The following is a 13,946-nucleotide window of genomic DNA, read 5'->3' as shown; positions in this document are numbered from 1 at the left end:
GAAAGAACTTTCAACAACGGGAGTTGGTCCGGACGAGCGGTCCCGGCCGCCTGCGGGAGGCGGCGGCCGGGGCCGTGGGGCGTCGCGCCGGGAGGGGGGCGACTAGCAGCCGGACTTGCCCGCGTAGAGGGCCAGGGCCGTGTTGGAGCCGAGGGTGGCCGTGAACTGGCCGGCCGAGTTCACCGTCACCGGGGTGTTGTTCTGCACGTTGCAGTACGTGCCGGCGGGGAGCGAGGTCTGGTACGTCCGGGTCAGGGAGCCCGACTCGTGGTTGATGGCCACGAAGCCCTTGCTGCCCCGCCCGAAGGCGATGGCGTCACCGCCGTTGTCCCACCAGTTGGTGACGGCCTGGCCGCGCGTGGCGTTGCGGAAGGCGACCATGGACTTGATCTCCGGCCAGTTGTGCTGGCACTTCCAGCCGTCCTGCCAGCAGGCGTTGACCTGGCCGCCGCCGGGCGGGCCGGCGTCGGGGTCGGTGAACTCGTAGCCGGAGTTGATGTCGGGGGCGCCGTAGGGCCAGGCCAGCATGAAGACGTTGGCCAGGGTGTAGTTGGCGCCGGCCTTGTAGTTGAGCGTGGAGCCGTTGCGCTCGGTGTCGTGGTTGTCGACGAAGACGCCCGAGACGCCGCTGCCCATGTAGCCCCAGCCCTCGCCGAAGTTCTTCAGGTAGGCGAGGTTCTCGTTGTTGAAGACGCGCTTGAGGTCGTAGGCGTAGCGGAACTCCTGGACGTCGCCGTTGCCGGTGTACTCGGTGGGCTGCACGGCCTCGCCGGCGCCGTAGATGGCCTCCTGCTTCCAGTACACCGAGGGGTTGCTCAGCCGGGACTTGATGTTGGCGAGGTCGGCGGCCGGCATGTGCTTGGCCGCGTCCACGCGGAAGCCGTCCACGCCGAGGGAGAGCAGGTCGTTCATGTACCCGGCGATGGTCCTGCGGACGTAGTCCTCGCCGGTGTCGAGGTCGGCGAGGCCCACCAGTTCGCAGTTCTGGACGTTGCCGCGGTCCTGGTAGTTGCTGATCTGCGAGGTGCAGTTGTCGAAGTCGTACGAGGAGTACAGGCCGGGGTAGTTGTATTTCGTGTACGAAGAGCCGCCGGTGCCGGTGCCGTTGCCCGCCGCCATGTGGTTGATGACGGTGTCGACGACGACCTTCACACCGGCCGCGTGACAGGTGTTCACCATGTTCTGGAAGGCGGCGCGGTCCCCGAGCCGTCCGGCGATCTTGTAGCTGACCGGCTGGTACGAGGTCCACCACTGCGGGCCCTGTATGTGCTCGGCGGGCGGGGAGACCTGCACGTACCCGTAGCCCGCCGGGCCGAGGGTGGTGGTGCACTCGCGGGCCACGGAGGCGAACTTCCACTCGAAGAGGACGGCCGTGACGTCCTTGGTGCCCGGTGGGGAGGCCTGCGCGGCGGTCGGGTGCATGACAACCGCGGCCGCGGCGAGCGCGACGGCGGCGGAGAGGTATCTGCGTGCCATGTGGGGTTTCCTTCTCCGTTGAAGGCTCTTGCTGCAAGGTTCAGAAACCTTGCGGTGACGCAGATGTTAAAGGCCCGCCGCCCGAAAGGGCAGCGGGCCGTACGAAATTGACGCGAAAACTAGTCGGCCTGCGCGGTGGTCCACCACACCGTGGTGTCGGCGGGCACCTTCGCCTCGTCGTCCACGAGCACGATCTCACCGCTCGCGACCAGCACCCGGCCGTAGGCCGGCAGCGCCACCGACTCGCCCGTGGTGTTGGCGACGCAGACGAACTCCCCGCGGCGGAAGGCGAGGACGCCCTCGGGCGCCCGCAGCCACTCCACGGACGTGCCGGCGCCGAGGTCGGGGTGCTCGCGCCGCGCGGCGAGAGCGGCCCGGTACAGCTCCAGGGTCGAACCGGGCACCCCCGTCTGCGCCTCGACGCTCAACTCGCCCCAGCTCTCCGGCTGAGGCAGCCAGCTGCCCCCGTCGCCGAAGCCGTACGAGGTACCGGTCCGGGTCCACGGGATGGGCACCCGGCACCCGTCACGGAAGCCGTCCTGGCCGGCCCCCCGGAAGTACGCCGGGTCCTGGCGCACCTCGTCGGGGAGGTCCACCACGTCCGGCAGGCCGAGCTCCTCGCCCTGGTAGACGTAGGCCGAGCCGGGCAGGGCCAGCATCAGCAGGCTCGCCGCGCGGGCGCGGCGCAGGCCGAGCTCGCGGTCGCCGGCCAGGCGGATCTGGGTGCCGAGGCCGGGCGGGTTGGCGAAGCGGGTGGCGTGCCGGGTGACGTCGTGGTTGGACAGCACCCAGGTGGCGGGGGCGCCGACCGGGCGCATGGCCTCAAGCGTGCGGTCGATGACCTCGCGCATCTCGGCGGCGTCCCAGTGGGTGCTCAGGTACTGGAAGTTGAACGCCTGGTGCAGCTCGTCGGGGCGGACGTAGTGCGCGGTCCGCTCGATGGTGGGCGTCCACGCCTCGGCGACGAAGATCCGCTCCCCCGCGTACTCGTCGAGCACGAGCCGCCACTGCCGGTAGATCTCGTGCACGCCCTCCTGGTCGAAGAACGGCATGACATCGTTGCCCAGCAGCTTCACCTGGTCGTGGGATCCCAGGTCGGGCAGGCCCTCCGCCTTCACCAGGCCGTGCGCGACGTCGATGCGGAAGCCGTCGACGCCCATGTCCAGCCAGAAGCGCAGGATGGAGCGGAACTCGTCGCCGACCGCCGGGTGCTCCCAGTTGAAGTCGGGCTGCTCCGGGGCGAACAGGTGCAGGTACCACTCGCCGGGGGTGCCGTCCGGTTCGGTGATCCGGGTCCAGGCCGGGCCGCCGAAGATGGACTCCCAGTCGTTGGGGGGCAGTTCACCGTCGGCGCCCTTGCCGGGGCGGAAGTGGTAACGCTCCCGCAGCGGGGAGCCCGGGCCCTCGGCGACGGCCCGCTTGAACCACTCGTGCTGGTCGGAGGAGTGGTTGGGCACGAGGTCGACGATGACGCGCAGGCCCAGGTGGTGGGCGTCGCGGATCAGGGCGTCGGCGTCCAGCAGGTTGCCGAACATGGGGTCGACGGCGCGGTAGTCGGCGACGTCGTAGCCGGCGTCGGCCTGCGGCGAGGCGTAGAAGGGGCTGAGCCACACGGCGTCCACGCCGAGGTCGCGCAGGTACGGAAGACGGGTGCGGACACCCTCCAGGTCGCCCATGCCGTCGCCGTTGCTGTCGGCGAAGCTGCGCGGGTACACCTGGTAGATCACCGCGTCCCGCCACCAGTCGCCGCGCTTGGCGACGGCCAGGGCGGACGTGGGGCTGGGGGCAGGTGCAGCTGAGTGCTGGCTCATGTCGTCCTTGGGGCGTAACGAGGTGTGGTCATGGGACGTGAGGTGGTGCGAGGCGGCCGCGGCACAGCGGGGTCGGATGGGCACCGCGGCCGCCTCGGGCTCGGGGGGACCGTCCGGCGACGGCCCGGGGGGCAGGGTCAGCCCTTGGTGCCGCCCGCGGTGAGCCCGGTCACCAGGTTCTTCTGCACGAGGTAGAAGAACGCGGACACGGGTATCGCGATCAGCACCGCGGTCGCGGCCATCAGGTGCCGCTGCGCGTCGTGCTCGCTGACGAAGGTCTGCAGGGCGACGGCGAAGGTGTACTTCGTGTCGGAGAGCATGAACGTCGAGGCGAAGGCGACCTCGCCGAAGGCGGTGATGAAGCTGTAGAAGCCGGCGACGGCCAGGCCGGGCTTGGCCAGCGGCAGGATCAGCCGCAGGAACGTGCCGAAGGGGTTCAGTCCGTCGACGCGTCCGGCCTCGTCGATCTCGAACGGGATGGTGTCGAAGTAGCCCTTGAGCAGCCAGGCGCAGTACGGCACCGCGGTCGAGCAGTAGACCAGGATCAGACCGATGTAGGTGTCGACCAGCTCGAGGTCGGAGAGGATCTGGTACATCGGCACGATGAGGACGGCGATGGGGAACATCTGGGTGACCAGCAGGACCCACATGAACTTCCGGTAGCCGGGGAAGCGCATCCGCGAGACGGCGTACCCGGTGGTCGCGGCGATGATGACGCCGATGACCGTGGTGCCGAGCGAGACGATCAGCGTGCTCGCCAGCCAGTGGAAGAAGTTCGTCTCCTGGAGCACGAACGAGTAGTTGTCCAGCGTCATCTTGCCCCAGATGCGACCGGGGTGCAGGTAGTCGTCCTTGTCCGGGCCGAGCGAGAGGAAGATCAGCCAGGCGATCGGGAACAGGGCGACCAGGCTCGCGACGATCAGGATGCCGTGCGAGACGAGCGAGCCCGCGAGGCTGCGCTCACCGCGCCGGGTCACCCTGCCCTGGGTGGGGGCCACACGGATCTCCTTCTTCGCCTCGGCGGAGGTCTCAACGGTAGTGGTGCTCATGGGAACTCCTGCCTCAGATCGCGAGCTGCTGGTCATTGCGGTTCAGCCAGCGGCGGTAGAAGGAGGTGAAGACGATCAGGATGGCGAGCAGCAGCATGCCGTAGGCGGCCGACTGCGCGAAGTCGCGCGGCTGCTGTCCGAAGCCGAGGTAGTAGGCCCACGTGACGAGGATCTGGGCGTCCGGGGCGGTGTCGCCGAACAGCAGGAAGATGATGGCGAACTGGTTGAAGGTCCAGATGATGCCGAGGAGCACGACGGTGGAGCTGACCGAGCGCAGCCCCGGCAGGGTGACGTAGCGGAACTGCTGCCACTTGCTCGCGCCGTCCATCTCGGCCGCCTCGTAGAGGGTGCTGTCGATGGACTGGAGGCCGCCGAGCAGCGAGAGCATCATGAACGGCACACCGCACCAGGTGTTGACCATGATCGCGGCGAACCGCTGCCAGAAGGTGTCCTCCAGCCACAGCGGGGTGGGCAGGTGGAGCGTCTCCAGGAAGGAGTTGATGACGCCGCCGTCGGCGAGCATGAACCGCCAGCCGAAGACGGTGACGAAGGTCGGCACGGCCCACGGCAGGATCAGGATCAGGCGGTACAGGGTGCGCCCGCGCAGCTGCTGGTTGAGCAGCAGGGCGAGCCCGAGGCCGATGGAGTAGTGCAGGGCGACACAGGCGGCCGTCCACACGATCGTCCAGATGAAGTGCGACCAGAACCGGTCGTAGGCGGTCTCGCCCCACAGGATGTCGGCGTAGTTGTCGAAGCCGATGTACTTGTAGGTGGCCTCGATCTCGTTGACGCCGATCGTGCGGCCCGTGTTCAGGCTGTTGGCGTCCGTGAGCGTCAGATAGAAGCCGTAGGCCAGGGGGTACAGCACGAGGACGCCGAGCACGACGATCACCGGGGTGATCATCGCGTAGGCGTACCAGTGCTTGCGGTACGACTGCTTCAGGCGCTGGCCCAGCCCGGGCCGCGGCGCGCGGTCACCGCGGCGCTTGCCGGTGGCGCGGTCGATGGCGACTGTCATGTTCTTCGACACCTTCTGGGAGATCAGGGTTGGGCCGGGCCGCAGGCCGGTGGCCGCCGGGTCCCTCCCTCGGTCGGGCGGGACCCGGCGGCCACGGGCGATCACTTGCTGAAGTCGGGCACCAGCTTGGCGATGGCGGTCTCAGCGCTGCTCAGACCCTCGTCCAGGGACTTCTTGCCACCGGCGATGGCCAGCAGCTCGGTGTCCACCGGGCCCCACAGGGAGCTGTACTCGGGCAGCGCCGGGCGCGGCTGGGCGACGGCCAGGACGTCCTGGTAGCCCGCGATGCCCGGGTCGGCGACGACCTTGACGCTGTAGGCGTCGTCCCGCGTGGGCAGCGTGTTGTTCTTCAGGGCGATGGTCTCCTGGGCCTTGGCCGAGGTCATGAAGTTCACGAACTTCAGCGCGGCCTTCTGCTTGGCCTCGTCGGAGCCGGCGTAGACGGACAGGTTGTGGCCGCCCGTCGGGGCGCCCTGACCGGCGGAGCCGGCCGGGACCTTGGCGATGCCGAGGTTGCTCTTGTCCTTGAACGCCGAACCCTTGTAGAAGTTCGTGATCTCCCACGGGCCCTGGATGATCGAGGCCACCTTGCCGCTGACGAACGCCTCCTGGATGTGGGCGTAGGCGTCGGCGGTGGTGTCGGCCTTGTGCAGGCCCTTGCCGTCGAAGAGGCCCAGCCAGGTGCCGAACGCCTTCTTGGCCTCGGCGGAGTTCACCGTGATCTTCTTGCCCTGGGCGTCGACGGTGTCGGTGCCCTCGCCGTGCAGGAAGGACTGGGCGTAGTAGGCCTGGGTGGAGCCCCAGTAGCCGTCGACGCCGGTCTTGTCCTTGATCTTGGCGGCGGCCTTCTTCAGGTCGCCCCAGGTCTCGGGGGCCTCGACGCCGGCCTTCTCGAACAGTTCCTTGTTGTAGACGAAGGCGAGGGTGTCCGTGGTGAACGGGACGCCGTACGTCTTGCCCTCGTACTTGGCCTGCTCGATCAGGTTGGACTTGAACTTGCTCTGGTCGGCGAGGGCGTCGGTGCCGTCCAGCGGCAGGAAGAAGCCCTTCTTGGCGAAGGCAGGGGTCCAGCCGACCTCGGAGCGCAGCACGTCGGGGGCACCCTTGGAACCGGCGGCGGTGTCGAACTTGTTCTGCGCCTGGTCGAAGGGGACGTTGACGTACTTGACCTTGACGTCCTTGTTGGCGGCCTCGAACTCCTTGACGAGGGCCTTGTAGGTCGGCGCCTCGTTGGTGGCGTTGGAGGTGTCCCACCAGGTGATGGTCACGGGACCGTCGGCCTTGTCGCCACTGTCGCTTCCGCCGCACGCCGTCGCTGCCAGGGCGAGGGACGCCACCAGCGCGGTGGCCGCTATGCCACGCCGCATGAGTTCTCCTTGAGGGTGAAGCCCGTTGTGCTGCCGACTGCGCCGTTGGCCGCCGGGCGTCGGTGACATTAACCTCGCCGCAACGTGTTGCGAAAGACCTTGCAGCAAAAAGTTGCAAGCGGTGCGGAAGGTTATCCCGCCGTGACGTTCCCTAGACCGTTCCGAGGCCCGGGTTTCCTGCTGATCTACGGGGGATCGGACAGTTGTGCAAGACTCTGCAAGCACTTGCCATCCGTTTCCTTCGGGGGAATCATCCGTTGCGGAGCGGACGCCGACCACAAGTTGAGGGACCGCGATGACCAAGCCACCCGCAGTGGGCCGCGCGACCGCGCGCACCAGGCGTCCCGTCGGTGTGCAAGCGGAGGTGCGCCCGCTACAGTCCGGTGCTGTGACCACACGGCTTGCGGACATCGCGTTGCAGGCGGGGGTGAGCGAGGCGACCGTCAGCCGGGTCCTCAACGGGAAGCCGGGCGTCGCCGCCACCACCCGCCAGTCCGTGCTGGCCGCCCTCGACGTCCTGGGCTACGAACGACCGGTGCGGCTGCGCCAGCGCAGCGAGGGCCTGGTCGGCCTGATCACCCCGGAGCTGGAGAACCCGATCTTCCCGGCCCTGGCCCAGGTCATCGGCCAGGCGCTGACGCGGCAGGGCTACACGCCCGTGCTGGCCACCCAGACCCCGGGCGGCTCGACCGAGGACGAGCTGACCGAGATGCTGGTCGACCGCGGCGTCGCCGGCATCATCTACGTCTCCGGACTGCACGCGGACACCACCGCCGACATGCAGCGCTACGACCGGCTGCGCGCCCAGGGCGTGCCCTACGTGCTCGTCGACGGTTTCTCGCCGAAGGTGCAGGCGCCGTTCATCTCCCCCGACGACCGCGCGGCGATGAGCCTGGCGGTGACACACCTGGCGTCCCTCGGCCACACCCGGATCGGCCTGGCGCTCGGGCCGAAGCGGTTCGTGCCGGTGCAGCGCAAGATCGAGGGCTTCGTGCGGGCGATGCAGGACCAGCTGGGACTGGCCGCCGAGGTCGTCGAGACGGAGTTGGTCCAGCACTCGCTGTATACGCTGGAGGGCGGGCAGGCCGCCGCCGTCGCCCTGATGGAGCGGGACTGCACGGCCGTGGTGTGCGCCAGCGACATGATGGCCCTGGGCGCGATCCGGGCGGCCCGGCAGCGCGGTCTGGACGTGCCGAAGGACATCTCCGTGGTCGGCTTCGACGACTCCCCGCTGATCGCCTTCACCGACCCGCCGCTGACCACGATCCGCAAGCCGGTCCCGGCGATGGGCCAGGCCGCCGTGCGCACGCTGCTGGAGGAGATCGGCGGAACGCCCGCTCCGCACAGCGAGTTCGTGTTCATGCCGGAACTGGTGGTGCGCGGCTCTACCGCGTCGGCTCCCGGGGACCGCGCCCGCTTCTGAGGCGTACGGCCTGATTTCGCCGTAGAACATGCGGCTCGGACCGGGCCGCGGGATCATCGGTGGGGAAGTCCTTTTCTGGCAGACTTTGTGCCTATGGGTGACACGACCGTGACGCAGCCGGAGGGCAGGGAAGCGGCCCTCCCGACCCCCGCTGCGTCCGGAAGCCGGCCGGGCCCGCTGCGGCGGCTGCGCGCGCCGCGCAGACCCCGGTTCTGGTTCGAGATCCTGCTGATCGCGGTGAGTTACTGGCTGTACTCCCTCGTCCGCAACGCGGTCCCGGAGCAGAGGGCGCAGGCACTGCGCAACGCCGACTGGATCTGGCAGGCCGAGCAGCGGCTGGGCATCGCCGTCGAGGAGTCGGTCAACCACGCGGTCGACTCGGTGACTTGGCTCATCATCGGGATGAACTACTACTACGCCACCCTGCACTTCGTGGTCACGCTGAGTGTGCTGGTGTGGCTCTTCCGCAGCCATCCCGGCCGCTACGCGGCGGCCCGCCTGGTGCTCTTCGCGACCACCGCCGTCGCCCTGGTCGGCTACTACCTGTACCCGCTGGCGCCCCCGCGGCTGATGAACGGCGGGGACTTCATCGACACGGTCCTGGTCCACCAGACCTGGGGCTCGATGGCGTCCGGCGACCTGAAGCAGATGTCCAACCAGTACGCGGCGATGCCGTCCATGCACATCGGCTGGTCCCTGTGGTGCGGGCTGACGATCTTCGCCCTGGCGAGGGTGCCGTGGGTGCGGGTGCTGGGCCTGCTGTACCCGGCGCTGACGCTGGTGGTCATCGTCGCCACGGCCAACCACTTCTGGCTGGACGCGGTGGGCGGCCTGCTGTGCCTGGCGTTCGGCTTCGCGGTGGCCCGCCTGTGGTACGGCACGCAGCCGTACGCGCTGCCGCGGACGGTGGGACCCGTACGGCGGCCCGCCGGACCGGCGGACGCGCCCCGGCCGGATGCCGCACGGCCGGACGTCCCGCAGCCGCATGCCCCCGGGGCGGGCGCTCCCCGCGCGGCCTCCTCCGGGGCGGGCACCGCGCGGCCGGGCGACCCGCGACCGGACGCCTCACGACCGGGTGCCTCATCACGACCGGGTGCCTCACCTGAGTGCGTCTCGCGGGCGGACGCCTCGCGCGGGCAGGGCTGAGCGCTCGCCGGCACCGCGGGTGACGTCCGGTCGCGCAGGGTCGCCCGCCGGGACCGCCGCGGCGGTCCGCTCCCCGCCGTCCTCGCGCCCTACCGCTCCACCGCTCCATAAAACAGCTCCTCCACGACCCCGCGCGCCCTGCGGGCCGTGCGCCGGTAGGCGTCGAGCATGTCGCCCACGTGACCGGGCCCGTACCCCAAGTAGCGGCCCACCGCGGCCAGTTCCCGCGGGTCCGAGGGGAAGGTGTCGCCGGCCCGGCCGCGCACCAGCATCACCGCGTTGCGCACGCGGGTGGCGAGCACCCAGGCCTCGTCGAGGATCTCCGCGTCCTCGTCGCCGATCAGGCCGGCCGTGCGGGCGGCGGCCAGCGCCTGCCGTGTCCGGGTCGTCCGCAGCCCCGGTTCCTCCGCGCCGTGCCGCAGCTGCATCAGCTGCACGGTCCACTCGACGTCGGACAGGCCGCCCGGGCCCAGCTTGGCGTGGAGCTTGGGATCGGCGCCGCGCGGCAGCCGCTCGGACTCCATCCGGGCCTTCAGCCGCCGGATCTCCCGGACGGCCTCCTCGCCCAGTCCGCCCGCCGGGTAGCGCAGCGGGTCGACCAACTCGATGAAGCGGCGGCCCAGGTCCTCGTCGCCGGCGACCGGTTCGGCCCGCAGCAGCGCGTGCGACTCCCAGGTCAGCGACCACCGGCGGTAGTACGCCCCGTAGGACTTCAGGGTGCGCACCAGGGGGCCGGACTTGCCCTCCGGGCGCAGGTCGGCGTCGATGAGCAGCGGCGGGTCGGCGCTGGGGATCTGCAGCAGGCGGCGCATCTCGGAGACGACCTTGCTGGCCGCCTGCGAGGCCTCCCGTTCGTCGGCGCCCTCGCGGGGCTCGTGCACGAACAGCACGTCCGCGTCGGAGCCGTAGCCCAGCTCGTGACCGCCGAAGCGGCCCATGCCGATGATCGCGAACCGGGTGGGCAGGCTGTCGCCCCAGTGCTCGCGGACCACGGCGCGCAGGGTGCCGGCGAGGGTGGCGGCCGTCAGGTCGGACACCGCTGCCCCCACGAGGTCCACCAGGGCGCCCTGGTCGGCCTCGGCGGGCTGCTCCTCGGTGCCGTAGGAGCCGACGATGTCGGCGGCGGCCGTGCGGAACAGCTCGCGCCGGCGCACCCCGCGGGCGGCCGTGACCGCCTGGGCGGCGCCGTCGGCGCGCCGCACCGCGGCGAGTATCTCCTGCTCCAGGTGGGCCCGGGGGCGCGGCTGGAGTCCGCCGCCGTCCCCGTCGCCGAGCAGCGCCACCGCCTCGGGGGCGCGCATGAGCAGGTCGGGCGCGAGCCGCCCCGCGGACAGCACGCGGGCGAGGTTCTGCGCGGCGGCGCCCTCGTCCCGCAGCAGCCGCAGGTACCAGGGGGTCTTGCCGAGGGCGTCGGAGACCTTGCGGAAGTTCAGCAGGCCCGCGTCCGGATCGGCCGAGTCGGCGAACCAGCCGAGCAGCACGGGCAGCAGGGTGCGCTGGATGGCGGCCTTGCGGGTGACGCCCGAGGCAAGGGCCTCCAGGTGGCGCAGCGCGGCGGCCGGGTCGGCGTAGCCGAGGGCGACCATGCGCTCGCGGGCCGCCTCGGTGCTCAGCCGGGCCTCGCCGGTGGCGAGCTGGGCCACGGCGTCCAGCAGCGGCCGGTAGAACAGCTTCTCGTGCAGCCGGCGTACGGCCGTGGCGTGCCGGCGCCACTCGCGGTGCAGGTCGGCGACCGGGTCCGTGCGCAGGCCGAGGGAACGGCCGATGCGGCGCAGCTCGGCCTCGTCCTCGGGCACCAGATGGGTGCGCCGCAGCCGGAACAGCTGGATGCGGTGCTCCATGAGGCGCAGGAAGCGGTAGGCCTCGTCGAGCTGGGCGGCGTCGGCCCGGCCCACGTAGCCGCCGGCGGCAAGGGCCTCCAGGGCGTCCAGGGTGGTGCCGCTGCGCAGGGAGGTGTCGGTTCTGCCGTGCACCAGCTGGAGCAGCTGCACGGCGAACTCGACGTCCCGGAGGCCGCCCGGGCCCAGCTTGAGCTGGCGGTCGACCTCGGCGGCGGGGATGTTCTCCACGACCCGGCGGCGCATCTTCTGCACGTCGGCGACGAAGTTCTCCCGCTCGGCGGCCTTCCACACCAGCGGCTGCACGGCGGCCACGTACTCCGCGCCGAGGTCGAGGTCGCCGGCCACCGGGCGGGCCTTGAGCAGGGCCTGGAACTCCCAGGTCTTGGCCCAGCGCTGGTAGTAGGCGAGGTGGCTGGCCAGGGTCCGCACCAGGGGGCCGTTGCGGCCCTCGGGGCGCAGGTTGGCGTCCACGGGCCAGATGGAGCCCTCGACCGTGGTCTCCGAGCAGATCCGCATCATGTGCGAGGCGAGCCGGGTCGCGGCCCGCACGGCCTCGGTCTCGTCGGCGCCCTCGGCGCCCTCGGCGGCCTCCCCGACGAAGATGACGTCCACGTCGGAGACGTAGTTCAGCTCGTGGCCGCCGCACTTGCCCATGGCGATCACGGCGAGCCGGCACCGGGCGTCGTCCTCGGGTGCGGCGGCCCGCGCGAGGCCGAGGGCGGCGCGCAGGGTGGCGGTGGCGAGGTCGGCCAGTTCGGCGGCGGACTCGGCGACGCCGGTGGTGCCGCACACGTCCCGGGCGGCAATGGACAGCAGGCAGCGCCGGTAGGCCACGCGCAGGGAGACGGGGTCGGTCGCCCCGGCGAGGCCGGCCTCGAACTCCTCCACTCCGGGGTGCAGGTCCCGCGACTCGTACATCACGAGGGCCTGCCAGTCGCCCGGGTGGCGCACGAGGTGGTCGGCGAGGGCCGTGGAGGCGCCGAGGACGCCGAGGAGCCGGTCGCGCAGCGGCTTGGCCGCGATCAGCGTGTCGAGCAGTTCCCGCCGGGCGGCGGGGTCCGGCTGGGCCTCCAGCAGGCGGACCAGCCCGAGCAGGGCGAGGTCGGGGTCGGCGGTGCCGCCCAGCGCCGCCAGCAGCACGGGGTCGTCGCGCAAGGGGGCCAGCTCGGGGCTGTCGAGCAGGCGCTCGGCGGCGGAGGCGTCGGTGAAGCCGTGCCGCAGCAGCCGTGTGAAGGTGCTGCTCCTGCGCCCCGGCACCGCCGTCATCCGGGCCTCCCTCGCACTGTTCCTCGGACGTCCATCGGATCAAGGTCGTACGGCTTTGAGCGTAACCGCACGCGCCGGGTCGGGTGCCGGTGAGTTCGGCAGGCGGACGGCACCGCACGGGCGGACCGCCCCGGCAGGCGGAGGGCGGCGCCCCGGCGAGCGACCCCGCCGGGCGGGGGCGTCCTGGTGCGGGCCGGCCGTTCGGGAAGGCCGGTCTCCGGTTGCGGGCGGGTGGGGCGGGTCGCCGCGATTCGGTGGCGCCGCGCGTCGTTTTCGGCTTCGGTGAGGAGGAGCCGCCCCGCCGGACGGGGCGGCGGCTCGCCGGACGCCGGACGAAGGAGTCTCGCCGTGGACATCACCCTCGAAGTCATCCCGCTGCCCGTGACCGACATCGACCGGGCCCGGGACTTCTACCGGGACAAGGTCGGCTTCCACGTGGACATCGACCAGGAGGTCATGCCCGGGATGCGCATCGTCCAGCTGACCCCGCCGGGATCCGGCTGCTCGATCGCCCTGGGCGAGTCCATCTGGCAGATGACCCCGGGCCCCACCCCGGCCCCGGGCAGCTACCAGGGCCTGCAACTGTGCGTGGCCGACATCAAGGCGGCGCACGCGGAGCTGGTGGCGCGCGGCCTGGAGATCTCCGAGCCGGTGCAGTACGCCCCGGACGACGGCGCCACGTTCATGCACTTCCAGGACCCGGACGGCAACGGGTGGGCGGTGCAGGAGTACCGCAGGAGGGCCACGGAACCGCTGCACGAGCTGCTGGCGAAGGCCAAGCGCCGGCAGGCGGGCTGAGGCCCCGCGGCGATCCGGTCAGGAATCGAGAAGCCGGTCCGCGCCGCCGTGACTAACGTCGTCGGCATGACCTCTCTCGCACACATCACCCTCGAAGTGACCGACGTCGACGCCGCCGAGGACTTCTACCGCACCGCCTTCGGCCTGGACGGCCGGCTGCGGCTCGCGGCCACCGAGGCGCCGTCCTCCGGCTTCCGCGGCTTCACGCTGTCGCTGGTGGTGGCGCAGCCCGCCGACGTCGACGCCCTCGCCGAGGCGGCCGTCGCCGCCGGTGCCACCACGCTGAAGCCCCCGGCCAAGTCCCTGTGGGGCTACGGCGGCGTCGTCCAGGCCCCGGACGGGACGGTCTGGCAGCTCGCCTCGTCGGCCAAGAAGAACACCGGCCCGGCGTCCCGGAACGTCCAGGAGTTCGTGCTCCTGCTGGGCGTGGAGGACGTGAAGGCCGCCAAGCAGTTCTACGTCGGCCGCGGACTCGCCGTGGCCAAGAGCTTCGGTTCCAAGTACGTCGAGTTCGACGCGGGGACGGGCCCGGTCAAGCTCGCCCTGTACAAGCGGCGCGGTCTGGCCAAGGTCGCCGGCGTCTCCCCCGAGGGGAGCGGCTCCCACCGCGTCCTGATCGGCAGCGACGCCGGGCCGTTCACCGACCCCGACGGGTTCGCCTGGACGGCCGCCGCGGAAGCCGCCTCGCGGTGAGCGGCACCGGGGGCGCGCACCGGGACCGCGCGCCACGCCCCCGGGCGCGGCGCGGGGA

At 71.3% G+C, this 13,946-nt stretch carries 10 protein-coding genes; 4 read left to right on the top strand and 6 right to left on the bottom strand.

The window, feature by feature from the left end; all coding sequences use genetic code 11:
* Window positions 1-102 precede the first annotated feature (102 nt).
* The 5 genes from ACFYWG_RS14710 to ACFYWG_RS14690 all read right to left on the bottom strand — a co-directional run bounded on the left by ACFYWG_RS14710 (window position 103) and on the right by ACFYWG_RS14690 (window position 6,721).
* Window positions 103-1,476 (bottom strand): alpha-amylase family protein, encoded by a 1,374-nt coding sequence (locus ACFYWG_RS14710; RefSeq protein WP_383511161.1) that lies wholly within the window; start codon window positions 1,474-1,476, stop codon window positions 103-105.
* Window positions 1,477-1,595: 119 nt separating this feature from the next.
* Complete coding sequence (locus tag ACFYWG_RS14705; RefSeq protein ID WP_383511163.1) at window positions 1,596-3,287, bottom strand: glycoside hydrolase family 13 protein; 1,692 nt, start codon at window positions 3,285-3,287, stop codon at window positions 1,596-1,598.
* Window positions 3,288-3,424: 137 nt separating this feature from the next.
* Complete coding sequence (locus ACFYWG_RS14700; RefSeq protein ID WP_383511165.1) at window positions 3,425-4,336, bottom strand: sugar ABC transporter permease; 912 nt, start codon at window positions 4,334-4,336, stop codon at window positions 3,425-3,427.
* A 13-nt stretch (window positions 4,337-4,349) separates the two neighbouring features.
* Window positions 4,350-5,354: a carbohydrate ABC transporter permease gene (locus ACFYWG_RS14695; RefSeq protein ID WP_376323520.1), complete on the bottom strand. Its 1,005-nt coding sequence runs from the start codon at window positions 5,352-5,354 to the stop codon at window positions 4,350-4,352.
* A gap of 101 nt (window positions 5,355-5,455) precedes the next feature.
* Window positions 5,456-6,721, bottom strand: a complete 1,266-nt coding sequence (locus tag ACFYWG_RS14690) for an extracellular solute-binding protein (protein WP_376323518.1) — start codon at window positions 6,719-6,721, stop codon at window positions 5,456-5,458.
* A 388-nt stretch (window positions 6,722-7,109) separates the two neighbouring features.
* Here ACFYWG_RS14690 and ACFYWG_RS14685 point away from each other — a divergent pair, with 388 nt between their 5' ends.
* Both ACFYWG_RS14685 and ACFYWG_RS14680 read left to right on the top strand, forming a co-directional pair.
* A complete protein-coding gene (locus tag ACFYWG_RS14685; RefSeq protein WP_376323516.1) occupies window positions 7,110-8,144 on the top strand; it encodes a LacI family DNA-binding transcriptional regulator in 1,035 nt (344 codons plus the stop codon).
* Window positions 8,145-8,237: 93 nt separating this feature from the next.
* Window positions 8,238-9,290, top strand: coding sequence for a phosphatase PAP2 family protein (locus ACFYWG_RS14680; RefSeq protein WP_389201509.1), 1,053 nt, complete (start codon window positions 8,238-8,240; stop codon window positions 9,288-9,290).
* A gap of 89 nt (window positions 9,291-9,379) precedes the next feature.
* Here the strand turns inward: ACFYWG_RS14680 and ACFYWG_RS14675 are convergent, their stop codons facing one another.
* Window positions 9,380-12,397 (bottom strand): bifunctional [glutamine synthetase] adenylyltransferase/[glutamine synthetase]-adenylyl-L-tyrosine phosphorylase, encoded by a 3,018-nt coding sequence (locus ACFYWG_RS14675; protein WP_376323512.1) that lies wholly within the window; start codon window positions 12,395-12,397, stop codon window positions 9,380-9,382.
* A 348-nt stretch (window positions 12,398-12,745) separates the two neighbouring features.
* Between ACFYWG_RS14675 and ACFYWG_RS14670 the strand changes: the two genes are divergently transcribed.
* Both ACFYWG_RS14670 and ACFYWG_RS14665 read left to right on the top strand, forming a co-directional pair.
* Window positions 12,746-13,195, top strand: coding sequence for a VOC family protein (locus ACFYWG_RS14670; RefSeq protein ID WP_376323510.1), 450 nt, complete (start codon window positions 12,746-12,748; stop codon window positions 13,193-13,195).
* A 66-nt stretch (window positions 13,196-13,261) separates the two neighbouring features.
* Window positions 13,262-13,888, top strand: coding sequence for a glyoxalase (locus ACFYWG_RS14665; protein ID WP_383510618.1), 627 nt, complete (start codon window positions 13,262-13,264; stop codon window positions 13,886-13,888).
* Window positions 13,889-13,946 lie beyond the last annotated feature (58 nt).

The sequence above is a fragment of the Streptomyces sp. NPDC003456 genome (genome assembly GCF_042878735.1).
Lineage (GTDB): Bacteria > Actinomycetota > Actinomycetes > Streptomycetales > Streptomycetaceae > Streptomyces.
The sequence above is the reverse complement of the archived record's forward strand: the minus strand, read 5'-3'. Positions and strand labels throughout refer to the sequence as shown.